20 protein-coding genes and 1 pseudogene are annotated in these 26,692 nt (G+C 56.2%); 6 read left to right on the top strand and 15 right to left on the bottom strand.

The window, feature by feature from the left end:
- From JAO29_RS23610 to JAO29_RS16970, 4 genes are all read right to left on the bottom strand, one after another.
- A partial coding sequence (locus JAO29_RS23610; protein WP_442886425.1) for an aldehyde dehydrogenase family protein occupies positions 1-289 on the bottom strand: 289 nt, incomplete at its 3' end.
- A gap of 60 nt (positions 290-349) precedes the next feature.
- Positions 350-1,825 (bottom strand): efflux transporter outer membrane subunit, encoded by a 1,476-nt coding sequence (locus tag JAO29_RS16960; protein ID WP_334269442.1) that lies wholly within the window; start codon positions 1,823-1,825, stop codon positions 350-352.
- Positions 1,825-5,073: an efflux RND transporter permease subunit gene (locus JAO29_RS16965; protein WP_334269443.1), complete on the bottom strand. Its 3,249-nt coding sequence runs from the start codon at positions 5,071-5,073 to the stop codon at positions 1,825-1,827. Before JAO29_RS16965 ends, JAO29_RS16960 begins: the two co-directional genes overlap by 1 nt.
- A gap of 2 nt (positions 5,074-5,075) precedes the next feature.
- Positions 5,076-6,329, bottom strand: coding sequence for an efflux RND transporter periplasmic adaptor subunit (locus JAO29_RS16970; protein ID WP_334269444.1), 1,254 nt, complete (start codon positions 6,327-6,329; stop codon positions 5,076-5,078).
- 113 nt (positions 6,330-6,442) lie between these two features.
- Here JAO29_RS16970 and JAO29_RS16975 point away from each other — a divergent pair, with 113 nt between their 5' ends.
- From JAO29_RS16975 to JAO29_RS16985, 4 genes are all read left to right on the top strand, one after another.
- Positions 6,443-7,111 (top strand): TetR/AcrR family transcriptional regulator, encoded by a 669-nt coding sequence (locus JAO29_RS16975; protein ID WP_334269445.1) that lies wholly within the window; start codon positions 6,443-6,445, stop codon positions 7,109-7,111.
- An 83-nt stretch (positions 7,112-7,194) separates the two neighbouring features.
- Positions 7,195-7,446 carry a transposase gene (locus JAO29_RS23615; RefSeq protein ID WP_442886426.1) on the top strand — a complete coding sequence of 84 codons (252 nt, stop codon included), beginning with the start codon at positions 7,195-7,197 and terminating at the stop codon, positions 7,444-7,446.
- Between the two features lie 847 nt (positions 7,447-8,293).
- The gene (locus JAO29_RS16980) at positions 8,294-8,857 is read left to right on the top strand and encodes a carboxymuconolactone decarboxylase family protein (protein WP_334269446.1); all 564 of its coding nucleotides are present in this window, start codon (positions 8,294-8,296) and stop codon (positions 8,855-8,857) included.
- A 105-nt stretch (positions 8,858-8,962) separates the two neighbouring features.
- Complete coding sequence (locus tag JAO29_RS16985; RefSeq protein WP_334269447.1) at positions 8,963-10,339, top strand: NAD(P)/FAD-dependent oxidoreductase; 1,377 nt, start codon at positions 8,963-8,965, stop codon at positions 10,337-10,339.
- Between the two features lie 101 nt (positions 10,340-10,440).
- On the opposite strand, the pseudogene JAO29_RS23620 reads toward JAO29_RS16985, so the two are convergent.
- The 4 genes and pseudogenes from JAO29_RS23620 to JAO29_RS17000 all read right to left on the bottom strand — a co-directional run.
- Positions 10,441-10,491 (bottom strand): annotated as a pseudogene (locus JAO29_RS23620) (hypothetical protein); the annotation flags it as partial.
- Between the two features lie 22 nt (positions 10,492-10,513).
- A complete protein-coding gene (locus tag JAO29_RS16990; protein ID WP_334269448.1) occupies positions 10,514-10,675 on the bottom strand; it encodes a hypothetical protein in 162 nt (53 codons plus the stop codon).
- Between the two features lie 644 nt (positions 10,676-11,319).
- Complete coding sequence (locus JAO29_RS16995; RefSeq protein WP_334269449.1) at positions 11,320-12,078, bottom strand: YoaK family protein; 759 nt, start codon at positions 12,076-12,078, stop codon at positions 11,320-11,322.
- Between the two features lie 242 nt (positions 12,079-12,320).
- A complete protein-coding gene (locus JAO29_RS17000) occupies positions 12,321-13,301 on the bottom strand; it encodes a helix-turn-helix transcriptional regulator (RefSeq protein WP_334269450.1) in 981 nt (326 codons plus the stop codon).
- 86 nt (positions 13,302-13,387) lie between these two features.
- Here JAO29_RS17000 and JAO29_RS17005 point away from each other — a divergent pair, with 86 nt between their 5' ends.
- The gene (locus JAO29_RS17005; RefSeq protein WP_334269451.1) at positions 13,388-14,560 is read left to right on the top strand and encodes an epoxide hydrolase family protein; all 1,173 of its coding nucleotides are present in this window, start codon (positions 13,388-13,390) and stop codon (positions 14,558-14,560) included.
- Between the two features lie 124 nt (positions 14,561-14,684).
- Here JAO29_RS17005 and JAO29_RS17010 read toward each other — a convergent pair whose 3' ends face one another.
- From JAO29_RS17010 to JAO29_RS17040, 7 genes are all read right to left on the bottom strand, one after another.
- A complete protein-coding gene (locus JAO29_RS17010) occupies positions 14,685-15,137 on the bottom strand; it encodes an AEC family transporter (RefSeq protein WP_334269535.1) in 453 nt (150 codons plus the stop codon).
- Positions 15,138-15,143: 6 nt separating this feature from the next.
- Positions 15,144-15,377 (bottom strand): hypothetical protein, encoded by a 234-nt coding sequence (locus tag JAO29_RS17015; RefSeq protein WP_334269452.1) that lies wholly within the window; start codon positions 15,375-15,377, stop codon positions 15,144-15,146.
- A gap of 138 nt (positions 15,378-15,515) precedes the next feature.
- Positions 15,516-18,290, bottom strand: coding sequence for a bifunctional YncE family protein/alkaline phosphatase family protein (locus JAO29_RS17020; RefSeq protein WP_334269453.1), 2,775 nt, complete (start codon positions 18,288-18,290; stop codon positions 15,516-15,518).
- A gap of 145 nt (positions 18,291-18,435) precedes the next feature.
- Entirely contained in the window at positions 18,436-18,873 is a 438-nt protein-coding gene (locus JAO29_RS17025) for a hypothetical protein (protein WP_334269454.1), read from the bottom strand.
- Positions 18,874-19,030: 157 nt separating this feature from the next.
- A complete protein-coding gene (locus tag JAO29_RS17030; protein WP_334269455.1) occupies positions 19,031-20,182 on the bottom strand; it encodes an SGNH/GDSL hydrolase family protein in 1,152 nt (383 codons plus the stop codon).
- A gap of 185 nt (positions 20,183-20,367) precedes the next feature.
- On the bottom strand, positions 20,368-21,171 hold the full coding sequence (locus JAO29_RS17035; protein WP_334269456.1) for a sugar phosphate isomerase/epimerase family protein: 804 nt from the start codon (positions 21,169-21,171) through the stop codon (positions 20,368-20,370).
- A gap of 134 nt (positions 21,172-21,305) precedes the next feature.
- On the bottom strand, positions 21,306-24,572 hold the full coding sequence (locus JAO29_RS17040; protein ID WP_334269457.1) for a TonB-dependent receptor: 3,267 nt from the start codon (positions 24,570-24,572) through the stop codon (positions 21,306-21,308).
- A gap of 452 nt (positions 24,573-25,024) precedes the next feature.
- On the opposite strand from JAO29_RS17040, the gene JAO29_RS17045 reads away from it, so the two are divergent.
- Positions 25,025-26,401, top strand: a complete 1,377-nt coding sequence (locus JAO29_RS17045) for a hypothetical protein (protein WP_334269458.1) — start codon at positions 25,025-25,027, stop codon at positions 26,399-26,401.
- The last annotated feature ends 291 nt before the right edge of the window (positions 26,402-26,692 follow it).

Genomic DNA, 26,692 nt, shown 5'->3' on the forward strand with positions numbered 1-26,692 from the left:
TCGGAAGAATGAGAGGGCCGACGTCGGTCTCGTAGAGGGTTGGGTCGCCAACCTCGAGTGTTTCAACGCGTCTGGCGAAACGGGCGATGAAATCTTCTTTAATGTCCTCCTGAATGAAGATTCGCTGCGTCGATACGCAGACCTGACCCGCATGGTAGTAGCCGCCCTTAACCAGAGTTCGATGATCGTATCGATATCTGCAGAACGGTCCACGATAACGGGGGCAGCGCCGCCATGCTCGAGAGAATATCTCGTGCCCGGAGCGAGCTTGGATCGCAAAGATATCGATGCCGAGATGGTTTCTGCGGTGAACTCCTGAATCTGGACGGCCACGCCCGGCGCGGAGGGACTACCAGCCCCCGCCAAGTGCGTTATACAGCTGCACCAGGGCTAGCGCTTCCTGTTGCTGGACCGATGCCAGTGTCAGTTGCGCGCTGTAGAGATTGGCGTCTGTAGTGAGGACCTCCAGGTAACTGGTCGAGCCGGCTTGGTAGCGCATGCGGGCGAGGCGCAGCGCATCCGCGGCGGCAGACGTCTGCTTCTCCTGCTGCTCGCGGTACTCGCGGCTCCTGCTGTAGCCAACCAGAGCGTTGGAGACATCTTTGAGCGCGCTGGCGATGGTCTGCTGGTAGGTATGGAGCAGTTCCTGGTCCCTGGCTTTGGCTTCCTTGTAGTTGTTCCTGATCTTACCGGCGTCGAAGATGGGCTGCGAGAGCGAGCCCGCAGCGTACACATAGATGTTGTCGGAGTCCACGACCTTTTTGAGCTGCGAACTGGCGGTGCCTCCAGTAGCAGAGAGCGAGAGCGTAGGGAAGAACTGGGCTTTGGCCACGCCGATGTTCGCGTTCGCTTGAACGAGCAGCTCCTCGGCCCGGCGTATGTCAGGCCGGCGCTCCAGCAGATCAGAGGGCAGACCGACGGGGACATCGACCGGGTGCGGAGCATTGGCCAAGAGATCCTGCGAGGCCGTGATGTCACGCGCAATCGATCCCGGGTTGCGGCCGAGCAGCAGGCCGAGGTTGTTCTCGGCCTGCTCAATCTCGCGCAGGAGGTCGGGGATCTGGGCCTGCGCAGTATAGTACAGCTCTTCGGCCTGACGTACATCGGCCAGCGAGTCAGAGCCGCCCTGGAACAGCTTGTTGGTCAGATCCAAGGATTGCTTGCGCGCGTCGAGTGTCTTCCGTGTGATGGCCAGCTGAGCATCCAAGGAGCGTAGTTGGTAATAGTCCGTTGCCACGTCTTCGATAATCGTAGAATAAGTGGTCTGCTGGGCCCATTGCGTCGCTCGGAATTCGGCCCGCTGGGCTTCGGTCATGCGGCGGTAGTAACCCCAAAAATCCAAGTTCCACGCAGCGGACGCGGTAAACCCGCCAATGTAGGTATTGCTGCGCTTGTTGCTGCTGCTGGAGTTTGAGCTGGAACTGCTGCTGTTGTTATTCGTCAGCCCGCTGAGCAGGCCTCCGGGCAGTGAGAGGGTGTTGTAGCTGGCGCCGCCTGTGAGGGTAGGAAACTGGCCGGCGCGAGTCACGCCCACCGCTGCCTGCTCTTCCAGTACGCGGTCGGCGGCTATCTTCACGTCGTAGTTGTTCTTCAGAGCTTCGGCGATAAGCTGCTGCAGCATGGGATCGGTAAATACGGCTGTGTACTTCTCCGCCCCGAGCGGGGTTGCATTCGCAGGAGTTAGTGCTGCCACATCCGGTGCAAGCCCTCCGCGATAATTGGCGGGCGTGTTCAAAATGGGTCGCTTGTAGTTCGGTCCAACCTTGCAGCCGGTGATCGCAAGCAGCCCCGCAAGCCCAAGGAGTTGTTTAAAACCACAGTTCATTATCGTTCTCCTTGTGCCGGATCATTGCTTTGGTTGTGTGGGTTCCCATCTTTCCCGGTCTGCGCGGGACCTGCAGTGGACGAATCATCTTTGTGCCCATGGGTGTCGAGCGACCCCGAGTGGTCCGGCCCGAACCGGCCCGCCACGCGCTCGGCCAGTGAGAAGGTCGTCGGCACGAGGAAGACAGCGATGAGCGTGGCCGCCAGCATGCCGCCAATCACCACCGTTCCCAGGATCTGCCGGGAGACGCCGCCCGCTCCCGTCGCTACCCATAGTGGGACGCACCCAAGGATAAAGGCGAACGCTGTCATGATAATGGGTCGAAAGCGCAGCCGAGCGCCTGCCATAGCGGCGTCAAAGATGGTCGCCCCTCTCTCGTATTCCTCCTTCGCGAATTCAACGATCAGGATGGCATTCTTTGCCGAGAGGCCGATGAGCATGACGAGGCCGATCTGAGCGTAGACATCGTTCTCCAGGTGTCGCGCCCACAGGGCGAGATAGGCACCGAAGATCGCCACCGGGGTACTCAGCAGCACGCCGAACGGTAGCGACCAACTCTCATACTGGGCTGCGAGGATCAGAAAGCAAAGCAAGATAGACAGCGCATAAACGACCCAGGCCGGGATAGACTCCGCCGCCTTCTTCTCCTGGTAGCTAAGGCCGGAGTAGTCCATCCCCATGCCCTTCGGCATGGTCTGCTGGAAGGTCTGCTCAAGCGCCTGCATCACCTGCCCCGTGCTCACCCCGGGTACCGCCACGATCGTAATGCTTGCGGCTTCGTACTCGTTGAAGCGAGTCGTGAACTCGGGCCCGGTCGTTCGCGCGACCTTCACGAGAGAACTCAAAGGTACGCGGTTGCCGTTCGCAGCGGTGACATAGAACTTGCCAATATCGTCGATGTTCGTGCGCGAGCCGCCTTCGGCCTCGATATAGGTCTGCCACTGCCGTCCGAAGCGGTTGAAGTAGTTGACCAGCGAGCCGCCCATGAAGGTCTGCATCGTCGTGTAGACATCGCTCAGCCTCACCTGCTGCTGCGCCACCTTCTCCTGGTCCACATCAGCGTACAACTGAGGCACCGCGGGGAAGTACGTGGGGATGGCCGCCGCAATCACGTCGTGCCGTTGGCTGAGCGCACCCAGAAACTTGTACAGGTTCTGCGTCAGGAACTGTGGATCTTTGTTGCCGCTGCGATCCTCCAGCGCAAGACTCACGCCGCCCGAGGTTCCCAGGCCCGCAATGGCCGGTGGCGCGAACGAGAAGGCAATGCCTTGCTGAATGCCGCCCAGGGCCCTCGCAAGATTGCTCTGAATAACGGTAAACTGCTCGTCTGCGCTCTTGCGCTCGTCCCAGTCCTTGAGCGAGACGAAGAAGAAGGCGGTGTAGGTACTCTGTGTCTGGGACAGCAGGCTGAAGCCGACCACCGAGGCCACGCTCTGCACCCCCGGCACTTTGTGCAGTGCGTTCTCCACTGAAGCAGCCGCTGCGGTCGTACGCTGCAACGAAGCGCCAGCCGGCAATTGCAGATTGACGAAGACGTATCCCTGGTCTTCCGTAGGCAGGAAGCCGCCGGGCAGCATCTTGCCGATGAGGAGCACTAGAGCGCTCAGGCCCAGAATGACGATCCCTGCCACCACCGACTTGCGCACGAACCAGCCGGAGGTGCTGACATAGGCGTCGGTCGCTCGGCCAAAGAGATGGTTGAAGCCGTTGAAGAATCGCGTCAGCAGACTGGGCTTGCGATTCTTATCCTTCGGCTTCAGCAGCAGCGCACACAGCGCCGGGCTGAGTGTGAGCGCGTTGAACGCCGAAAAGATGACCGAAATGGCAATGGTAACGGCGAACTGCTGATAGAGGCGGCCCGTGATGCCCGGGATAAACGCTGTCGGAACGAAGACAGCGGTGAGGATGAGCGCGATCGCAATGACCGGGCTCGACACCTGAGCCATAGCGGCGAAGCTGGCATCGCGTGGGCTCAACCCTTGCTCAATGTGGTGCTCGACGGCTTCAACCACGACGATCGCATCGTCGACCACAAGGCCGACCGCAAGCACCAGTCCGAACAGCGAGAGGGTATTGATCGAGAAGCCCAGCACCGGGAAGAGCATGAACGTGCCGATCAACGAGACAGGAACGGCCAGCAGGGGAATAAGCGTCGCGCGCCATCCCTGGAGGAACACGTACACTACCAGAATCACGAGCACGAGCGCGATGCCGAGTGTCACCAGAATCTCGTGGATGCCGGCATTCACCGCCTTCGTCGTATCCAGAGGTACGGCGGAGACCATATCCGGCGGGAAGTTGGTGGAGAGTCTGGCCAGCTCAGCCCGCACACCGTTTGCGGTCTGCACCGCGTTGCTGCCAGGCAGCTGATAGATCGCCATGATGGCCGCTGGTTTGCCTTCATAGCGTCCGCCAAGGTTGTAGGTCTGTGCGCCCAGTTCGAGCCGGGCAACGTCTCTCAGATGCAGCACCGAACCATCGGGATTACTGCGCACAATAATGTTGCCAAACTCCTGGGTCGTCACCAGTCGTCCACGAGTGCGCACCGTGTAGGTGAGCTCCTGACCGTTGGGCACCGGCTCACCGCCGATCTGGCCGGAAGGGTTTACGGTGTTTTGCGTCTGTAGCGCATTGGTAATCTCCGTCACGGTAACGCCGAGTTTGGCCAACTGGTCCGGCTTCACCCACACCCGCAGAGCATATTGGCCCGCCCCGAACACCTGTACGCGCGCAACACCCTTCACACGCGTGATGTTGTCCACCAGGTTGATGTAGGCATAGTTGGCCAGGAACGTGGCGTCATAGGTCGAGCGCGGTGACGAGATCGTCAGCAGCATCAGAGGCGAAGTGAGGGACTTCTGCACCGTCAGGCCCTGGACCTGCACCTCGGAAGGCAACTGGCTCTGCGCCTGCGAGACTCGGAGTTGCGACAGGATCTGGTCGGTGTCCGAGTTGGTGGTGACGTCGAAGTTCACCGTGAGCGACGTCTGCCCATTGCTGGCGTTGGTGGACTGCATGTAGTTCATGTTGTCCACGCCGTTCATCTGCTGCTCGAGCGGCGTTGCGACGGCTTGCTCCAGCGTCTTTGCATCGGCGCCGGGATAGGTGGCCGTCACCTGAATCTCTGGCGGCACGATATTCGGGAACTGCGCTGTCGGCAGGCTGAGGATCGATACAATCCCGCCGATCACCATCAGAATGGCGATTACCATGGCCACGATGGGCCGGCGAATGAAGAAATTTGACATGGCTAGTTCCCCTGTCGATCCGCTGCGGTCGCGGAACTGGGGGAGACAAGGGCCGCGGAATGGTCAGGCTGCGGCACCACCTTCGCCCCGTCCTTCACCTGGTCCAAACCCTGGCTGACCACGGTCTCACCGGCTGCGAGTCCACTTAGCACCACCACGTTTTGTCCGACCTGCGTGCCCAGCTTCACCGTGTGCACATGCGCTACGTTGTTGCTATCCACCACATACACCTGATTCATGCCTTGCAGTTCGTTCACCGCACGCTGCGGCACCACCACGGCGTGCTGCAGCACCCGCGTCTGAGCGCTCACCCGGCCGAACTGTCCCGGCCGCAGTACATTTCCAGGATTGGCAAAGGCGGCCGCAATCCGTAGGCTGCCCGTCTGGGCGCTTACGCCGCGATCCACGAACACGATGCGGCCGGTTTGTGGGAGCGTCTGCCCGTTGGCTAACGTCAGCTTCAGCGGCATGGTGCTGCTGGCGCTCAGAAGATCCCTGTGGCCGCCTTTCTTTGCCTGCTCCATCAAAGCCAGATACTCCTGTTCACTGATGGCGAAGTACACCTTGATCGGATTCAGCTGCGAGACGTTCGTCAGCGTCGAACTGGAACTCACAAGGTTGCCCACCTGCATTACGGCTTGTCCCGCAACTCCATCGATCAGCGACCTTACTTTGGTGAAGCCGACGTTGAGCGCCGCCTGCTCGACCTGCGCCTGGGCGGAGGCAATCGCCGCCTGTTGGAGGGCGACTGCAGCCTTGTCGGCCTGCTCCGTCTTCACTTCACTATCGAGGGTGCTCTGGGAGATCGCATGACTGGCCGCAAGGGGAGTGTCCCGCCGCACATTGATCTCGGCAAGCTCCAGGTTGGCCTGCGCCTGGGCAAGCTGACCACGCGCCTGGCCGAGGGTCCCGTTCGCCTGATCAAGAACTGCCTGGAGCGGCCGCGGGTCTATCTCAAACAAAACCTGACCCTTCCGCACTTCGCTGCCTTCCTTGTAATCCTGCCGGATCAGGTAACCGGAGACCTGCGGCTGAATCTGGGCATTGACGTAGCCATCCGTCTGCGCCACCCACTCACCACTCACGGAAACGTCCTGTTCGGCAGACTTCATCACCTGCACCGGCAAGGGACCTCCCGGGCCTCCCATCCCTGGTGGCGGCCCACCGGGCTTACAGCCCTCTAGAGCAAGCAGCAACACTGCGCTCATCGTGGCATAAGGAATCATCGCTTTGGAGACACTTCTACGGCTTGACATATGGTTCTTGGCCCTCGCAACAGAACGTGATGAAGAAAACATCACATTTGTAAACATACATGAACGTATATATGTTTGGGACGTAAGATTGGATTCAGGAAATTATGGAAAATATGACCCGGTCCCAGAAACCACTATCCACGAAGTCGCCTTCCCCCACCGGTTCCCGCCAGGCACTGCGCACCGAACGCACCCGCGCAGCCCTCCTCAAATCTGCGGAAGATGTATTCGCCCGCGACGGTTTCGAGGCAAGCCGCATCGAGGACATCGCCACAGAGGCTGGTCGAAGCAGGGGAGCCTTTTACGCCAACTTCGCCAATAAAACGGAGGTATTCTTAGCGCTCCGCACGGTCGTCCTGGGTCGCCAGCTCGGCGAGGTTCGGGATATCTTCAAGGAGATACAGGCGCCGGAGGCCCTCGACCGCGCGATTTATACCAGGATTGCGCAGCAAGTGCGAGATACGAAATCGATTCTGCTTGAAATCGAATTCAAACTCTTTGCTCTTCGCCATCCAGAGATGCTCGCGGAACTATCCGAGCGCCACTTTGAAGCGAGCATCTCCAGCCACAGGGAAGGCTTCAAGGATTTGGCCGACTTCAGGTTCAGGCAACTCAACGAAGACGAAATCGGCCGAATCACGCTCGCCGTTAGCGCCGTCCTCGAAGGCTTCGCCCTTAATCATCTATTTAGCCCAGGCCTGCTCACGCCGGAATACCTGGAATCCATCCTTCCGACGATGCTCGCGGAGATACTCCCCAAAGAGAATCGCGCGCCGCATTAGTCCGCGAAGGTAACCCCATGGAGATTGCCCCAATCAAGGCGCACTGTTGTATTAAATGAGTCTCGGGCTAGGGTCCCCAAAACATTCCTGGCGTCGCGCAGGTGAGCGCGAGGCAATTGCTCGCGGAACTGTCTACACTGCCGTCAGGCCTCACGGTGTGGGAATCGGTTGCGCACAGCGGTCTTGATCCTGCGCATGAAATGTCGGGAAGCTCAATAAGGAAGGCGTCTCGCATCAGTCGCGCGGGAAATCGCTACCTGGCTCCGGTCGCACCGGCCGACGCCTCATCCCAGCATCGCATTCAAAGCGCTCCCGATGAGGTAGTCCCCTCGTAACCGAGTTCCAAGAACACCTCTGCAGCGACATGCAGCAGGCGATCCGTCCGCAGTTTCTCTTCCTCTTCCGGATCGAGTCCGGCAATTTCGTCTGGCCATATCCGCCTCATTCTATTCCCCTTGCAAAATTTGGCGTCTTTGCTGAATCTCAGGAGCAATCATCTTCATCTCTTTTGTACGGTACTGATTGGTACTATCTCAACCGATTTGTGGCTAGATGAGCAGCCATGGATTGGACGACTCCTTTAGGGAAGTACACATGGAACCAGCTACAAATTGACTCTGATTACGAGGGAAGTAGTGGAAAAAAATGTTACCGGCTCTGAGTGCCATTTGCGTTCAGTGCTGGGACCGCTCCTGTTTGTGTCTATGAAACGTATGAGGGACCGTAACGAGAGGGAGCAGCACAGCATTTCGCCGAAAGCACGATCCGTGTGAGTTCCTCAAACGAAGTGCTCGCGAGCGCTGTGAACGAGTTGTCCATCACATCATGACTACTTATTCGGAGCCAAACCTCAACCCTGAGGAATTCAGTCCTTTGCCGCCAGGCGTGACGATCCGCTACTCGACTCCAGCAACGTCTGTCGCTGTGAGTTGGAATCACTGTGGAAAGGTTTTGTAATTGCTCAACTCGACTCGACGTATACGCCTTTTTATTGACGAAGGAGAAAACCAAGGTTGGAGGAGATGCCACATAGCCGTCCTGAGTACTGCTTTCGCCTGCTGATTTTGCTAGTTGTGCGCCATCCATCGTCTGGCTTACCTGCGCACAGCCGGATAACCCAGCTCTGCTGACAAGACGGCTCGCTGGCAATGAGATCTACCACAACTAAGGAGAAACACCCGTATGGCTACTGCAAAGGAACCACTCTTCGCACTACAGACCATCGCAACTGCACCCGATTCGTCAAAGCCGATTCTTGAACAGGTCAAGAAGTGGTATGGCTTCATTCCGAACCTGATGGCCATCTTCGCCAATAGCCCTACGGTTCTGCAGGGCTATCGTGCGCTCCATGCTATCTGGGAGGAGGGCTCGTTTCCGCCCAGGGAGCGGCAACTTATTCTGCTTGCCGCCAGCGTCGAGAATGATTGCAAGTACTGTGCTGCAGCACATTCCGCAATAGCAAGAGGTGCGCTCCCACACACTCCCGAGGAGGTTGTCGCCGCAATCCGAAACAATACTCCGGTTCCCGAAGCGAAGCTCAATGCGCTTGTCACACTGGTGAAGGAAATCGTTCGCGAGCGCGGCTACGCAAGTGAGAAATCTATTCAGAGATTCATCGCCGCCGGTTACCGGAAAGAACAGGTAATGGAACTACTGATTGGCATCGCATTGATGACCATCAGCAACTATCTCGACCACATCTCGCCTGTACCCATCGATCAGGCATTCGCGACAGAAAACGAATAGGTAAACGCGTAGCTTCTCAAGCTGGATCAGGAGGATCCGAGAGATGCTTCTGGACAGTCACGCCAAAAATTCAAGGAAACACATCGAGACTTGAGGTATTTGAACATGGCGCAAGAAATTAATACGAAAACCGGAAAAATACGAGTCGTCATCCTAGGGGGCGGATTCGGCGGCGTTGAGGCCGCGCGATATCTCGATCGTACTGCGGCGAAACGCGCCGATGTCGAGGTCACCCTCGTCAGCAGGGACAACTTCACTCTCTTTACGCCGATGCTTCACGAGGTGGCAGCTGCCGATCTCGATCCGGCCCACATCTGCAATCCACTTCGCAAGCTGCTTCGGCGTGTAACCGTTTTGAGCGGGGATGTCAAAGCGATCGACCTTGTGGGAAGGCAAGTGACGATCTCCTACGGAACCAGTGCGCTTACCCGAGAGTTGCCGTTTGATCATCTGGTTCTGGCTCTTGGCTCCGAGACGAACTATCTCGGAATTCCAGGCGTGGCTGAACATGCGCTTGGCATCAAAACGCTTGGCGATGCGGTGATGCTGCGGGCCGGTGTCATCGCAAGGCTGGAAGCCGCGAGTGTCGAGTTGAATCCTGATCGGCGCAAGCGGATGCTCACCTTCGTAGTAGCAGGCGGAGGTTTCGCGGGCGTAGAGACCGTCGGGGCAATCAACGATCTCGCCCATGAGAGCCTCCCGCACTATGGCCGGGTTGATCCGCGCGAAGTTCGCGTTGTCTTGATCCACAGCGGAAAGGTGATACTTCCTGAGCTCGGCGAGGCGCTTGGCCTTTATGCGCAGGGAAAGCTCAGGGAGCGTCAGGTCGAGATCAAACTTGAGGCCAAAGTTATCGCCTATGCAGAGGGGGCCGTGCGTTGTAGTGACGGGGAAGCTATACCAGCCGACACGTTGGTATGGGCTGCAGGTGTTTCGCCCAGCCCGATCCTTAAAGACCTTCCGTTCCAACTCCAGAGTGGGAGAGTAGTCGTCGACTCCACACTGGAAGTCCCCGGCGCTCCCGGGGTATGGGCGGTAGGCGACTGTGCAGCGATAATCGACCCGACTTCAAACCTTCCTTACCCTCCGACCGCCCAGCATGCGCTTCGCGAAGGGCGGCGCGCCGGTGAGAACATTTACGCCCGCTTGCAGGGTAAACATGCAAAGCCCTTCGTGTTCAAGATGCTCGGGCAGCTCGCGACGATCGGCCGGCGCACTGGCGTTGCCAGGATGTTCGGTTTCAAATTTTCCGGAGCTGTCGGGTGGGTACTGTGGCGAACCGTCTACCTAATGAAGTTACCGAGGCTTGAGAAGAAGTTGCGTGTCGGGTTGCAGTGGGTTCTGGATGTCGTCTTTGAGCGTGACCTCGCCCAGTACGTGACCCTGCGGGACGTTGAGTCGCTTAATCGGCTCCTAGAAACAACCAGACACGAAGGTTCTGCCGCCGCACCGCAACATTGTGATTCTGAAAACGTCGCATGATGATTGTCAACGAGTTTCGATTCGCGCTGCTTACCTTTCGTGCGGAAGAACGCTGGGCCTGACCAGTGAGTGCCGGTGATACGACAAGCTATCGGAGAAAGGCTTCTGTAGATCTTGTCCTGATATTCGAATCCATCCGCGGTGACCACCACTTCGTGAATCTTGCCCTTCCACTCACGAACGAGCTTCGTCCCAGATGAACGCAAGTATAGGAAGCATCAGTTCGCGGCGAAGACCAGACGATGCAGCTCGTCCAAAGTTCCGTTTCCAAAGATCCAGCAGATCGGCTCGGTCCAGCGAAGGCAGGCGTTCAAGAATCTGAGCTGTCGGACTCATTCATCTCTCAAAGAGTGATTTGAGTCCAGTAACGCTCTGCTGGTACAGAGAGTCAAGTCAAGGCAGGCCCACGCGGCCTTGAACCTCCGCTGCCGCACCTCCGCTTAGAGAGCCCTAGGGAATCTTCAAGGATACTCGCAGTCCTCCGCAAGCGCGGAGTATCATGCCGATTCATCGGCCACGTGATCCTTCGTGCGCGATGTCGAGGTCTGAAACGCGCCTGCCATCGAAAGGAGGTGAGTGTAGCGGAACATACGTTACGTTGTGGACCTGAGACATGCGTTACAAGCCCTTGCGGTCGCGATGTTTTGAATTGAGGGCCGAGAGACATATCCGGTGGTCGAGGCCGTAAAAATGTGGGAATCCCGAAGGGATTTTCACAAAGGTGGGAAGCCGGTATTATGACTTTCCATGATTTCCATACTCTGTCATTTCCATTTCCTACTTTAGCCCGGCAATGCTGGATAACCGATACGCCGCCACCCAGCGCAAATACGCCGCACCCTCCACGAGACGCTTATCGGACCCATCGGTTGTCGATGAGTTACTCGGCGATTTGTCAGTCTTTGAGAACCGGGGCCGTGCAAAAGCACCGATTCTTGAATTGAAGGGTATCTATGCCTGCTGAATCTGCCGACTTATGGTTATGCTGAAGGAATCTCGGAGGGAATCTCATCTACGCGAGCATCGCCCGATTCTGGTCGGTTCCACGTAGCTGGTGCGAGCCGCAGGCGGGATCTAACGCCGATTGCGATTAGAACCAGCAACAGGATGTCGCACCAGAGAGCTGGGTTGCCGAATGCATAAGTAGCATAGCCGCCGACCGCCGCACCCGCCAAAAAGGCCATGCAGATTCCAGAAAAAACCTTCGCTACCCTCGCTTTTTCCGCGGCATGGCTTTCGAAAAACCAAGCGAATACCGCGTCAGAAAGCGTCCGCAGGTTGCCAGTTGTAAAAGTGGAACTGAAACTGTGTCCTTCGACTTCACGAAAGGTCTGTACCTGTACTGAGGCGGCGAAGGCAATGCTGGTGGTGAAAAAGATATCCGGCGTGTTTGCGGGCAGGAGACTCAAAATCGTTAGGACACCGATTTCCAGCACAAGAACGGCAATATAGGGAGCGCTGACCCCGCGACGTTTTGGGTGCAATTGAATCGCATCGGACACGCTTGTGCCGATCAGAAAAGCGAGAATCGCAGGCAGATGGCGAAAGCCCGTATGCCAGGACCCCGACAGGCAATTGATGCCGAGAAGGACCACATTGCCTGTCATGGCATTGGAGAACACCTGTCCGTGTCCGACATAGGTAAAGCCATCCAGAAAGCCGCCAGCCGCAGCTAACGACGCGCTGATGCCGGGCGTCCCAACCCGCTTTCTCGCTTCTTCAAAGGTCAAGGGAGGCATAGGCTGGTCACGCTCGCTCCTGCGCTCATAGGAGCGGACGACCCCCTTCGCGCTTCTGTCATTGTAACGCTTGCTTCGGACTCGAAGGCTTGCTGCGGAGTGCACTCTTAGGAGGTCGGTGTCACGTCAGTTTTGGCGGATAAGCCCCTTCTCAGACAGGTGGCTCTTCCCGTTCTCAACCGGCGATATCAGGCCAATGCACGCATTGAGGCCGTGTTAATGTGCTCATCCGCCGATTAGCTCTAATCGGTGGATGTCCTTGCCTCGATTGCTGATGATTGTGCCGCCAGGAGTGCCTGACGGGCGAGCTCTCTAAAAGCTTCTCCTAACTCAGCAGGCTGGTGGATTACGATCCGGCGTCCCATGCTCAAAAGCATGGCGGCAAAAGGCTGCAGACGATCGCGCCCACAGCGCAGGCGCGCACCATCCCGATCCTTTTCGGTGGCAACTCTCATCGGTACAAATGTGCGCTCGGCCTCCTCGATGGGCATGTCGATCCAGACGTCGATCTGGTAGTCCAATTCAATGAAGGGCCTGCGCTGATTTACGTAGCTGCGCGCGTCAAAGTTGGCAGGACGCTGGAACATTGCAGCGCAGACCTCGAGGTCCATCACACGGTCCAGACGGAAGGTGCGGAGAGCCTTGCGCGAGAGGCAGTAGCCGATTAAATACCAGCGCCCCTCGCTATGTAAGACGGCGTAGGGCTTAATCTCACGGCGCGAGCTAACGTCTGTATGGGATCGATAGCCAAAGCGCACCCGGCGCGATGCGCGTATCGCTGAGGCGGCCCGGATGAGGGAATCGACGGACGTGGAAACGACCCAGGGACCCGGCTCAATGGCAACCACATCTTCAACGGTTTGGATACTTTCACGCAGCGTCTCGGGTAATACACGCCCCAGCTTCGCCAGCGCGCCTTCAGTGGCAGGCGCAAAGGCTGACAGGCCGATCTGACGCAGAGCGCGAAGGCCTAGCGAGAGCGCGAATGCTTCCTCGTTGGTGAGCAACAGAGGCGGGAGACGATACCCCGGCCGCAGGCGGTACCACCCTCCGACGCCGCGGGCGGCTTCGATGGGAATACTGAGATCCTTGAGGCGAACGATGTAGCGTTGAACGGTGCGAAGGTCTACTTCAAGGCGTTCCGCCAGTTCTGTTCCAGTCACACGGTCGCGAGCCTGCAGAATCTCAAGCAAGGTCAAGACGCGCATGATTGGGTCGTACATAGAAATTTGATTATGCCTCAGAATTACGACAAGTCGGAATTCTGATTAGTGTTGAACCCAGCTCAAATGGGCTGAGGAGAATCAACGTGGCAACAGAAAAAATACAAGCGAACGTGTCGGAAAGGCTGGACGTAAAGCCCTTTAAAATCGACATTTCTGAGACGGACGTCAGTGATCTCAAGGACCGGCTCGCCCGCACCCGCTGGACCGATACAATCGCTGGTTCGGCCTGGAACTATGGCATTGATCTCGCTTGGACGAAGGAGATGATCGCTTATTGGCGGGATGGTTTCGACTGGCGGAAGCAAGAGGCGATGCTCAACGCCTTCCCGCAGTTCACGGCCACCATAGACGGCCAAACGGTCCACTTCATCCATGTTCGTTCGCCTGAGCCGAACGCGCAGCCGTTGATCTTAACCCACGGTTGGCCAAGCACCTTTGCCGACTTCGCAGCGATGATCGGCCCGCTTACCGACCCGCGCCGGTACGGCGGCGATCCGGCCGACGCCTTCGACGTCGTCGTCCCTTCAATTCCCGGCTTCGGCTTTTCGGGCCCGACACAGGTGCCGGGCTGGAACAGCGCACGCATTGCCAAGGGCTGGGATACGCTGATGCACGGTCTCGACTATGCGCACTACGGAGCGCATGGCGGCGATGCGGGCTCATTCATCTCGCGCCAGATGGGGATTCAAAAGTGCGACGGGCTGCTCGGCATCCACGTCCTCGAGATCTGGGCCTTTCCGACCGGTGCACCGGGCGAATTGGACAATCTCACCGAGTCGGAGAGGGAGCGCATGATGTTCATGGCGGGCTTCAATAACCTTTCTTGCCATCAGAGAGTTCACCAGACCCGCCCACTGACACTGGCGTACGGCCTTACGGATTCGCCGGTCGGCCAGTTCGCTTGGATCTGCGACCCGATGATGGGGCTTGGCCGCTATGGGCCGCCTGAGCCGCTGGACCGCGATACGCTTCTTACGAACGTATCGATCTACTGGTTCACGAAGACGGCCGAGTCGTCCGCTCGCTGGTATTTGGAGGATGCGAGGAGCGGTGCGGGCGCTCCCGATATGCTCAACCCGATCCCCACTGGCGTCGCTCTGTTACCTTACAACTTCCAGTCGGTGCGGAAGATCGCCGAACGTTCAAACAACATTGTCTACTGGTCCACCTTGGAGCGCGGCGGCCACTTCGCTGCGCTCGCTGTGCCAGACCTCCTCGTTGGCGACATCCGGCAGTTCTTCCGCCGCTTCCGCTGACATTGGAGATCGAAACTCCATGAGTGCATCGCGCCGCCCCCATCCAACCGATATCCAGGCGATTGGGTGAGGGGCGACGCACTGGCAATCCCAGCCTCCGTTTCTAATAAGCGAGTTAATTTGTTTAGTGGGTTAAAGCGATGAAGATCCCCATCGTGACGACCGCGCCGATCATGCTGAGGAACACAGCGGAAGCTGCTTCAGCCTGTGCGATGCGGTACTGCAGAGCAAACATAATCACAATCGGCATGGCTGGAAGCGCGGTCGTCAGCACCGCCTCGCCGACAATGGGATTGCTATAACTGACCCATCGCAAACCACCCAGGACCAGGGCAGGCTGCAGGATGTTTTTCAGGAATACGAAGAACAAGACCGACTTATTGAGTTCAATTTTTCCGGCTGCAAGCACGATCCCGCAGGCAAACAGGGCGACGCCTTCAGATGCTTGCCCGAGCAGGGAAATCGCGTGCACGACAACTTGAGGAATGCGCAACCCGCATAGCACAATGATGAAAGCGAGAACCGGCGCCCAAACAATCGGTTCTTTGACAGTTTCCGCGAGCTTGGGAATTAAAATTGAGGCTTAAGACCGCGGGGCGACGCCGAATGCTCTCCTTCTTGCCCGGCGGGAGTGTTTTCCTGTGGGTCTCCCCGTATCGAATCCAATGCGAGAAGCAGAATGGTGACTGGCACGACTGTGAGGTTGATGACGAGACCGGCGACCGCGATAGGAACGGCACTGAGGCGGCAATAGCCCAATCAAGGTAGCAAGCGAAGTCATCAGGATTGGACGTAATCGGACTCTACATGATGTCACGATTGCTGTAGAGTGATGGATCGCATAGCCCTATCCAAATGACTAGTGCACTAGTTGAACTATAAGATGTTGGGAAAATTTCGTTACGCGTTGCCGGCGAGAGGGGTGAAGTATCTGAGCCTACTTTGAAGTAATGCTCTAGTCATCGTCATCGTCGGTGTATTTTTTTGCAGCTTTGACGAACGGTCCAGGCATCAGCACTTCGTTTTCTCCAGGATAGGGGCGTGCCCAACCGGTAGCCGAATACCAGGTCACATGATTCAAGAAATTCGGGTCGACTGAATCTGCCTTGTCATACTTCCCTTTCATCACTTCAGCCGTCGCCTTGAGCCAGGCCTTCTCCATCGGGCTGTAGGAGGATACCGACTCACTACCGGGAATTCCCGGCCCCTGGTCGAGCGGAATCACCGCCGCCAGATGGTCGTAAGGAGTCAGATCCGGGGTGTTCTGGAAAGTGTCGAACATCGGTGAAGCCACCAAATCGAATTGAGTCAAAGGCTCCATTCCGAGAATGTTCTCGATGGTGCGATTGATATTTTCCGCAGTATAGGTAGTGTGAATCACCTGACCCTGCCCCGGCGCCTGTACCGGGACTGTGTAGGGGCTGATCACATATACAGGCTGACGATGACCATCAACATGGTCCGCCCCAGACTGCGAGTCATCTTCCTCCACAAAGATAGCCGACTGCACCCAAACCTTGCTGTGGCTAATGGCTTCCACCATGCGACCGAGAGCGAGATCATTATCTGCCTGGTAGTTCACCGGGTAAGGATGGCCCTTCGAAGTTCCGGCAGTATGGTCATCCGGAAGCCACAGAATCGTCAGATTTGGAACCTGATTGGCTGCATCGAGCCGCTGAAAATCCTGAATCCAGTAGTCGACGCGGTACTGGTCAGGAATATCGAGATTGAATGGCGGATAGTGCGGGTCCATAATCTTTGCCGCCGATGGGATCGAAGAAGTGACTCTAACGGCGTCATCCGGGACGATGCAGCTTGAAGCAGGAGCCTTGCCCTCCTTGCACAGCGATGTGTTATAGAAGTTGCTCCATGTGTAGGCTGAACCGTCCGCCTTTCTATCAATGCTGGTGCCGTCACTCCACTCACCATACAACTTGGCCGTAAGCCCCTTCGCCTCCGCGGCCGTCCATAAGAAGCCCCTGGGCGTATAGGTCAGCGGATCGTTGGCATCGCCTCCTGGATAGGAACGAATCCAGTCCGGCGAGAGGATGTCGTTGGAATAGAACGAGCCTGACATGCCGATCCATGGATGGCCATCGGACGATTGACGGCTTGGAGCGTAGACATTATCCATCAGCGGGAAGCGTCTCACGATTGCATGCTGATTCGGCACTGCAGACGCGAAGACCGCGAGCGCAGGAGCGCCGTTGCCCCACGCCACATCGCCCAGCATCTGATCATAGGTACGATTCTCTTTGATGATGAGAAAGACATGCTTGATGAGAGACGGCTCGCCGATGTGCCGTGGGACTGCCACTGGCACAGCACGCGGATCGATGTACTCCTTGCCAACCTCGATGTTCGTAGTCAGGTCCCAATGGTTATTGTTGAATACCTGGCGGCTAAACCGCGCCAGTTCACCCGCGTTTGGTTCCGAGATCAGGTTGACGACGCCCATGTCGGCATGGGTGTTGTAGCCGACAACACCGTCCTTGGTCTTGGTGATACCCCTTGATCCCAGGCCCTTGTCGTCCGCAATCACAAGCTGCTTCTGAGCCTTGTCATAGGCAATGGAGGTCGGGAAATACGCAGTCGGGATATACCCGATCACTGGATTGGCATCGCGACCCTGAAGATTGACGACAGCCAGAGCATTAGCTTGACCCAACGTTACGTAAGCCTTCCCGTCGCCGGTTACGGCAACGCCATCCGGCCCGCAGCCAAATGCTCCACCCGCAATCGGGACGCTAAGACTGATGGTGCGCACAACCTTGTCGGTCTGCAGGTCGATGATCGAAAGGCTGTCGCTGTAGGCATTCGCCACATACAGATTGGAGCCGAAGATCGTCATGCCGGACGGGTGCAGATCGACTTGAATCGTCTTGATCTCCTTGCCGATAGTGAGATCCACAACAGATACTGTACCGGTGAGGGTGAAGGCATCCTTACGGTCTACGACGATGGGTGTGCCGTCCGAATAGTTCGTGAAGTCAGCGCTGCTGGCCGGTCGTCCGCCCTCATTGCTGACGTACGCGTACTTGCCGCGAACAACAACACTGTTCGGAACATTGCCTACAGGTATTTGCGCGATGAGCTTCGCAGGAGAAACCGTGAGATCGATAACGCCGAGAGTGTTTGCCGCATTCAGTGCAACATAGGCGCGCTTGTTGTCTTCAGAGAAAGCAATGCCTCCCGGATTGATGGACTTTGCGTTGTGGTAGGGACGTCCGTCCGCAGGCGGTTTAGGAAGGCTTACTCTCTGCTCGTTAGTCAGAAGGCCAGTCTTCCCGTCCACGTTTGCGATGACAACGTAATTGTTGTCTTGGCTGAAGAGGAGCTTCCTGCCGTCGGAAGAATAAGTAATTCCAGCGAAGGACCCTGCGGTTAGCTCTTTGGGAGAGGTTGCCGTCGCGTCCGCTGGAATGAATCGCTGAAGCACCTGCCCCGTTACGGTGTTGAACACGATGATGGGCTGCGGTGACCCCATCATGAGTACGGCCGCGCTTTGGGTCTTACTGTTCGGGTTCAGCGCAATGGCCTTGGCGCGCACAGGCGAGCCAAGCTCAACGATCTTCCCTGCCGGTGTCAGCGTCTGATTATTCGATGCGACGATGGAACCGTCCTGTTGAGGCCCCACTGTCCGGTCCGGACTGCCCACCTGGGATACGGGCGCGTTTCCCGAGACTGCCGTTTTTCCTGCATTCAGCACTTCATCCTTCGGAGGTGCCACTTTGAAATCTGAACTTCCCGTCTGGGAAGACGGGGCCTGACCCAAAGCAGAACCTATTAACAGGCAAACCGAGAACAAGCGAACGGAGCATGAGGCAAAAGATAATTTCAGGCGCAATGAATAATCCTCTTTTTCAACATATACATCAGTCCTGTTTGACTCTGATCAACTGGCGAAAAATCGTCGGCTTTCTCTGCTGCCATTTGTCTCCTGTGAATAAGGAAACCCTGTGGGAGCACTTTATTGCTCCACGAACGTCTTTCCGGTGGTCAGATATTCCTGATAGCGTTTTGTATATTCCGCTTTGTAAGCCTCGACGGCGGCTGTGTAGCTCATGGACGGGACGCACCTGTGCAGCAATCTGCGGATAGCCCGTCGCATCGTACATACGAACAAAGTCGGCAGAATCGCGCAGATAAAAATTGTGGTAGTGAAGCTGATTGACAGTCTGAATCCAGTTCTGCCCGTCATAGTTCAACGCCAGTAGATCATTCACGAGGCAGGTGCGAAACAGCGCATTAGCCTTCTCATCCGGGACCGTGATCTGGACGCCCGCATCGACCCTCTGCTTCCAGTACTCCACCACTCATTGATGAAAATTATCGAACCCTGCCGCTTCAACTTGCTTGAGTTCAGGACTGTTCTGCGCCAACGGAGCTAGCGGCATCTTGAAATCGTCGATTGCGAGTGTCTGGCATGAAAACCCGTATGGATCTTCAGGATCGCTGGAGGGACTGGGGTCACACAATTGGTTCGGACGCTATTATTTTCGATATTCTCGGTACCAATCCCTCCGCTATCGCCTTCTGGCCGAGGTCATTCGGATGTACACCGTCAACCAAGCTGTCTCCTTGAGAAGGTCCGAGTAGATCCGTCCCTTCAACCAATTGAAGGTTCTTGTCTCCAGCTGCAATTCGTTGTGCAGCGACCTGTCGGATTAACGTCCTCATCTCATCGAGGAGGGGACGAGGAGCCCAGCATTCCAAGTGTGCATCATAGATAGGAGTCATGAGGATTATGGGCGTTTGTGAATGTTCTCTACGAATGGCCGCAATGAAAGGATCGTAAGCCTGTTTAAGCGATTCAACCGTTGGATTGTTATGAGCGAAGTCCAAGACAAATGCAGCGGGATCGAGGCTCGCGACGACACCGGCCATCTCCGGTTCTCCAATGCCATTGCCCGAAAATCCTAGATTGATAAAGTCAACATTGAGCGAGCGGCCCAAAATAGCTTCGTAGCTCATGCCCGATCTGCTTGCACAGCCTCCCTGAGTAATCGATGTTCCATAAAAAACGATGGGTTTGTTCAGCGCAAAGGATCTCGGCTCATAAATCTTTGCATCTGCATCGACACCGATCCCGAGTACCTTGACCGGCGCATAGAGGGGAAGATATAGCGTAATCTCACGATCTACACCCCGTTGAGCCTCATAAAAAGAATGGTTCTGCACAAGCCCCGGCTTAGAATCGCGACCTGCAATGGCAGTGCCCCAATACGTGTTCTTGTTTACATAGAGGTCGACGCCGGTCTGGCCGAAGGCTTGCATGTTCGTCATGCTCGGGCCGTGGGGGTATTCGAGCCGGACCGCCAGCGAAGTGGAGTTGGTACGGAAGCGAATCCTGCCTCCGCTTGGATCCTGTGCCAGGTTCCATACAGGCTTTCGGAAGCTCTCTTTCAGCTTGACGGGAAGGCGCGAAAGCTCGCCTCCGTTCTCCGCAAACCACGGCAGGCCATTAACCTCAAGATGCGGACTGGGAATCTGGAGCCAACGCAGGTTCGACGAGTGTGTGTCGGTGAGGGTAGACAGGGACTCCCCGAAAACCCTCGGAGCGACCGTTGATAGAAATATCCCTCGTGCGATCGTATTCAGGAATCTTCTTCTGCCAATCATGCTTACCCTCCCGATAGGGCACTGACGTAATCGCCGTACATCTTGTCATAACAGGCGGTCAGTTCTCTAAAATCCGAGTATTCGGTGCGGGCGACCTCAAACATAAACGGACCAGAGTAGCCGGTATCGTTCAAAGCGGAAAGGACCGCGACCCAGTTGTTGACTCCTTTGCCCGAACATGGGAGTCAATGCTTTTCCTGGATGCCGGTCCCATCTGACACGTGCAGAGTCTTTACTCGTTTTCCCAAAGCCCTGATCACCTGCTCAGGATGACCGATGTGGTTCAGATCCACGGCCGAATAAATGTCGTGCGGTACGAGATTCATCATCTCTACGATGTCTTTGGTTGTCTGCATCAGCACCATGTGCTGTTCGTGCGCGTCATTCATGTTCTCAAGCACCATAATTGCGCCGATCAGGTTTACGACCTGATCCAGTTCCGTAGAAGACTTAATAAGCTGCTGCTTTCTGGGCTCCATTTCGCTTCTTGGCAGAAAAAAGCTGGGATGGAACAGAACTATCTTCGGGTGCAGGACCGAAACAAAATTCAGTGCGATTTCCTTCTGGAGTTCAACCACCTTCCGGCGTTCATCTTCATTCGGGAGGGACAAATCGATTTTAGGGCCGTAAGGCATGTGTACGGACCAGATGGTTATGCCGGCATCATCTGCTGCCTGCTTCGCTTGTCTCACCAGTTCTATGACTTCGTCTTTGTTCTGTATGACGTATTTATCACCCGTGAGATCCATTTTGATGGATGACATGCCGATTTCGATGTAGTCGATGCCCACCGATTTGGCGTATCTCATCTTTTCTGCAGTCACGTCTTTGAGCTGGACCGAGGTCCCAACCTTCAATCTCCTCGGGGTCTCAGCCGACGCAGCTGATGCCATGAGTCCACCTGGAACAGACACGCAGATCAAGCACACTGCACCCAGACTCCTGACCATTGAGCTTACCTTAGACAGAGTTGCTGTTACATTTGCCACAAATACTCCTCTAATACGTTGTATGAAAATCTCGCACAGCGACAAAGGGATGAAATCGCTGTCGGCTCTTTGCCGTGTACCAGGTATCAGCCCCGGTTGGGTGACCGGGACTGACACATGATGGCGGGAATGAGTTAGAAGAGGAGCTTCAGCGCTAGCTGTCCGACCCTCTGGTTCTGCTTGGCACTAGTGATGATGCCGAAGGTCGAAGGGGTATCCACACCTGTACTGGGATTATTGAACGAAGGCGTATTCGTAACGTTATAAAATTCGCCCCGCCCCATAATCCTGAACCGCTCTCCAAGCTGCAATGTGCGGGACAGAGAGAAGTCATATTGCCTGAACATGGGACCGCGGATCGAATTCACGCCCGCATTCCCGAACTGATTGGCTGGCGGTGTTGTGTAGGAGGACTGATCGAACCAGGGATGGCCCGACCCAATACCATGCAGATAATGGATGGGCTTGACCTGCTCAGCAAACTGGCTGTTTCCGGGGCAGTTGCAGCTCGTTGCTACTGCTGTAGGAGTGAACGGCTTGCCCGATTGCATGCGGAATACGCCATTCGTCTGCCATCCCGAGGCGAGGAACGACAAGAGGCCGCCCTTGTTCAGAAATGTCTTTCCTTTCCCGAAGGGCAGTTCGTAGACATGGCTGACTACGAAGTTGTGCGTCGTATCGAAGCTCGATGGCCCGTAATTACGCGAGAGATCGATGTTGTCCATCGCTCCCGCCTGGTTGCTGATGATGTCCAGAACCTTGGAGTAGGTGTAGGCGGCGTGCAAATAGAGTCCGTTGGAAAATCGTCGCGACAAGTTCGCCTGCAGCGCGTTGTAGTTGTTGCTGTTGATTTGGCCGCGCAGAGTTGTCGTGGCAGTGCGGCCGAACTTTGCGTTTAGGAACTGTCCCGCAGATCCAGTTCCTGGAGGGGCTGCGTTGAGGGCAAGATTCAAGGGCCCATGCTTCCCTACGTTTCCGACGTATCCAACATCGAAGTTGAATCCTGCTTTGATTGACCTCTCATAGAAGAGATTCCAAGATTCCACGTAGGGCATCTTGGGATGCTTATCCATAGTGATGAACACTAGATTGGGAGCAGGGTTGATGATGCCATTGTCAGGAATCTGCACCGTCGGCGCAGCCGGAATGCTATTGAATGTTCCGTTATATCCATAGCCGCTAACGACACCCTGCTGGACGATTGCCAGCGTGGGGAAATTTCCGGTCAGCTGAGATCCAGTAAAGCCATACTCGCCCGACCATCCACTCACCCCAATGCCACCACGAAGCACCGCCCCATTCTGAAGCTGATAGCCAAAGCCGATGCGGGGTTCTACAAGAGACTGGTTTGCAACATTCCCCGCAAGATTATTCTTGCCGTAACCCGAGACGTACAGGCTGTTGTCGGTCCAGTCATATCGCGCGGATCCACCCTGATTTTTAGTGACTCCCGGTCCATAGAACTCTTCGCGGATTCCCAGATCCAGCGTCAACTTCGGCGTTACATTCCAGGTGTCCTCAAAGAAGGCTTCGATCTGGTTCTGGCGAATGCGCTGGGATTGCGTAAGGTAGGCACGCGTGGTCTCCTGCGGGGTACCGAGCAGATAGGCCGCATAGGCGTTGATGTAGCTTCCGTAGGCCCCATAGCTTTGCGCGTTGCCCTTCGCCGGATTCAGCTGGGTCGTGGCCGGTTCAAAGTAAAACGATCCTCTCCCACCGAAGCCGGTATTGTAAGCCTCTGCCAGGATCAATGAATAGCGATGGAACTCAGCTCCCCACTTGAGGGTCTGGTTCGGAAGCTGCTTCGTCCAAGTATCGATGAACTGAGATAGATGACTGATGACGTCAGCCGGGGAGTTGATCTGCCCGCCGATCGTGATACCGGCATTGATTTGAGCCAGCCCCTTATCGGAAAAGGGGCTCGGACTCGGGTCCGCGATGCCCACATCGGAGTTGGACAAAGTTTCATTCGCGTCATGCCAGTGAATACCATAGTAGTCATAGGCCACCCGAAATTCTGTGAGCAGACGCGGGCTGAAGCTGTGCGTTAGATTGATCGTCGGCGCCCACACTGTGTCGTTCGATCTCTGTCCTGCTCCGATTGGAAGGGGCAGCGCTGTGCTCGACAAGAAGTTGGTGTTCTGATTGGCAACTTCGGCAAACAGCTTTGTGGAATCACTCAACTGATAATCACCACGTCCGAAGTATGTATCTGCCGTAAAGGTATTAGGAGCGTTCCACGTGTAGTTATTGGTAATCGCCGTAGGATTGGTAGGCGCCGGGAAATACTTGTTAATGGCCTCGGCCTGAGGGGTGATCAGGTTGCTCGGGATCTTGTTGCCGAACGCTTTTCGTCCCGTGCCGTCAGGATTGCCGGTGAATGGGTTATAGAGAAGCGCACCTGGAACTGCGCTGAAGTCTCCCGTGAAAAACTCGGGTCGGGGCACGGTCGTGGTTGTGACCGCCGTCGCGGTGTTGCGCTGTCCTCTATAGGATGCCGTGAAAAAGAGCTTGTCCTTCAGGATCGGCCCGTCAACAACCGCACCAAAGTCGTTATAGATCAGCGGGGGAACCGGCAGCTTGCCTGAAAAATAGTTCTTCGCTTCGAAAGCTGCATTCCTGTTGTACTCCCACAAGGAGCCATGAACGTTATTCGTTCCCTGACGCGTGGAGATATTGATGACAGCTCCGGCCACACGGCCGAATTCAGCGCTGTAGTTGCTCGTAGCTACGTGGACTTCCTGAATCAACTCCGGCGCCGGGACATAAGCCGTACCGCCGTCCATCGGGTCACGCGTGTCGACACCATCGATCACGGTGCCATTCGCGGAAACGCTTTGTCCGTTCGCGTTGTACCAGATCGTGCCTGCAGGGTCCCCGGCCTTCGGTGTGCCTCCGGAGTCAATATTTACACCAGCCGATAGCTCCACCAGGCCCTCCGCCTGCCGGTACTCCAATGGGATGTCATTGACTTCGTGGCTCCCCAGGTTCAGATTGACCTCGGCGTTTTCCGTTTGAAGTGGTGGAGGCGCAGCCGTAACCAGAACGGCGGTCGACGTACCGGAAAGATTTAGAACTGCATCCAGACGGGAGACGGTCTGTACAGAGATCGTGATGCCCTTTTCAACAAGTGGCTGGAAGCCCGCAGCGTCTATCTTGACATCGTAATTACCCGGCGACAGGTATGTAAATGTGTAATAGCCACTCGAAGTGCTGGTGCCGGAACGCTGCACGTTCGTGGAGGTCTCCGTCACTACGATGTTTGCGTTTGGAACGACTGCACCCGTCTGGTCCTTTACAACGCCAACGAGCGTTCCGGTCACCACCTGGGCTAAACAGCGTGTAGCAGGGAGCCCGGAGAAGAGCAGTACGACCGCCAGAATGAAAATCTTTCTTGACACGAACTTCCTCCTGAAATCGAAAAGTTATTTGGAAAGAGAGAGCACACGCGAGCAGGACGTCCGCCACAAAGAGAGGAAGCCACCAAATCTCACTGCTCGTCTGCTTGCGTCATCGACGTCGTTCGCTGGGCAATTGGACGACAAGCCGAAACAGAATCAGACGATTACGATTGGGTTCCAACTCACTCTGTTCGGGGTGCCCCGATGGGTGGTCAAGGTCATTAGCGCACGAGCTCCTCGTTAAGCTGGTGGGGTGGAATGAACTGACCTTATCCAAAGCGGTACCGCGATTTTCAGTGCTATTACAGGATCTGTTACGGTGACATCGGCTAAAAATGGCCGTTGTTACAATTCATCGCTCGTTTATCCAGGATGCAGATCCAGCTAAATAGACTTGATCTAGAACAGATCGGCAAGAGCTTAGAACTGGGGAACACGGCAGGAGTATCGAGATGGATGATCCGCGTTGGCGACTTGTGGAACGCATTCTCGGTTCAGAAAGCTTTTGCAAATCCAAGCGGCTGTCAGATTTCCTTGCATATGTCTCCCGCAAAACATTGAACGGCCACGCTGACGAACTCACCGAGCAAGACATCGGCGAGAACGTGTTTGGTAAAAAGCAGGGATACGATCCTGGCCTCGACAACGTGGTTCGCGTGACGGCCCGGCGTGTGCGACAAAGGCTGGTCCACTACTTCTCCACGATGGGGCACGGAGAGACACTTGTCGTCTCGATCCCAGTTGGCGGCTACGTCCCGCTCTTCGAATCGGCGGTCTCAAAGATAGATGTAAGTTCTCCCGCCGAACCGCCGCTGGCGCAAGTTGAGGTCCCAACTGCCGCGGAACAGTCCTCTGCGGCGAAAGCTCACGGATTGCTTATCGCCGTCTTAGCGCTCGCTGCACTCCTAGCTAGAGTCTCATTGTTCATGTTGCCCTCTCGCGACTCCGTTCGTGATCTCTTGGTCCCCTCGCCGAGCCACGAGTTCTGGAGTGCCCTCCTAAAGGGAGGTCGGCGCAATCTGTTTGTTCCGGGAGATAGTAGCCTCGTTCTCCTGGAGAACCTTATGCATCGTCCAGTAATGCTCGCTGAGTATATGGATAGGAGCTATTTGGATCACCTTGATCCAGTCCCGCCGTTTCCAGAAGGCACAGAAAAAGAGTTCGCGCAGCGGCGTTACAGCTCGGTTGTCGACGTAAAATTCGCAGCCCGTGCCAACCACCTGCGGGAAGCGGTACGTCCTATCGACGTCCTCTTCGCGCGCGAGCTCCAAATGTCAGACCTCAAGGAGAGCAACATCATCCTGAGCGGTGCACGAGAGGCCAACCCCTGGGCTCAGATGTTTCAGTTTCGCCAGAACTTCATCATCAGCGACCGACAGCAGGGCGATAACTATGTAATCGCCAACCGAAAGCCAGAAAAGGGAGAACCAGCGTTCTACGGATACCACTCCAACGATCCCACTCATGTCGCTTACGGGATCATTGCATACCTGCCGAATCTCTCCGGCGATGGACGAGCCCTGTTGCTTCAAGGAACTACAATGGCAGGCACGGAGGCGGCAATGGATTTCGTCCTCGACCCTCAGAGATTCGATGCCTTTCTCCGTCCGCACATGCGAGGGTACAGCGTTCCATTCTTTGAGATACTCCTGAAGACTTCGAACATCCACGGAAGTTCCCCCGGATCAGAGATTATCGGTCAGCGTTTCTATCGAGTCTCCTCTTGCACCCCAGATATGCAAGCGCAAGAAATCGCTGCGTTAATGGTTAGCGAGGGAGACTCTGTCGATGTGGCAAAGTCATCCCAACCTATTCCGCAATCGTCATAGGAGTGTATTCCATGGAGCGGCGTTCTAGGCCGACGGCAGACTAGGGAAATGGAAGGGGGCGAGGGATCCTACTATATACAACGGTCGAGACAGATCTCAACGTGGAGTTTTCCATCCTTGACTTGCCGATCGCAGTGCGAACTCTCAATCTTGCGCAACCAGGAGGACGTAATGGAAGTTCCACCAGGATGGTCGACTTTCCGGCGTCTTTCTTGCCCAATAGCTGCGATCGGACGTCGGAATCTGTGCGCGCGCGCATGTCTTCTTTAGCGCTACATCAGAGATTCCAAA

Source organism: Edaphobacter sp. HDX4 (assembly GCF_036877565.1).
Classification (GTDB): domain Bacteria; phylum Acidobacteriota; class Terriglobia; order Terriglobales; family Acidobacteriaceae; genus Edaphobacter.

What these genes read in the sequence shown, in the direction of transcription:
- JAO29_RS16960 (WP_334269442.1), bottom strand. Translation starts at nt 1,825, where the DNA reads ATGAACTGTGGTTTTAAACAACTCCTTGGGCTTGCGGGGCTGCTTGCG.
- JAO29_RS16965 (WP_334269443.1), bottom strand. Translation starts at nt 5,073, where the DNA reads ATGTCAAATTTCTTCATTCGCCGGCCCATCGTGGCCATGGTAATCGCC.
- JAO29_RS16970 (WP_334269444.1), bottom strand. Translation starts at nt 6,329, where the DNA reads ATGTCAAGCCGTAGAAGTGTCTCCAAAGCGATGATTCCTTATGCCACG.
- JAO29_RS16975 (WP_334269445.1), top strand. Translation starts at nt 6,443, where the DNA reads ATGACCCGGTCCCAGAAACCACTATCCACGAAGTCGCCTTCCCCCACC.
- JAO29_RS16980 (WP_334269446.1), top strand. Translation starts at nt 8,294, where the DNA reads ATGGCTACTGCAAAGGAACCACTCTTCGCACTACAGACCATCGCAACT.
- JAO29_RS16985 (WP_334269447.1), top strand. Translation starts at nt 8,963, where the DNA reads ATGGCGCAAGAAATTAATACGAAAACCGGAAAAATACGAGTCGTCATC.
- JAO29_RS16990 (WP_334269448.1), bottom strand. Translation starts at nt 10,675, where the DNA reads ATGAGTCCGACAGCTCAGATTCTTGAACGCCTGCCTTCGCTGGACCGA.
- JAO29_RS16995 (WP_334269449.1), bottom strand. Translation starts at nt 12,078, where the DNA reads ATGCCTCCCTTGACCTTTGAAGAAGCGAGAAAGCGGGTTGGGACGCCC.
- JAO29_RS17000 (WP_334269450.1), bottom strand. Translation starts at nt 13,301, where the DNA reads ATGTACGACCCAATCATGCGCGTCTTGACCTTGCTTGAGATTCTGCAG.
- JAO29_RS17030 (WP_334269455.1), bottom strand. Translation starts at nt 20,182, where the DNA reads ATGATTGGCAGAAGAAGATTCCTGAATACGATCGCACGAGGGATATTT.
- JAO29_RS17045 (WP_334269458.1), top strand. Translation starts at nt 25,025, where the DNA reads ATGGATGATCCGCGTTGGCGACTTGTGGAACGCATTCTCGGTTCAGAA.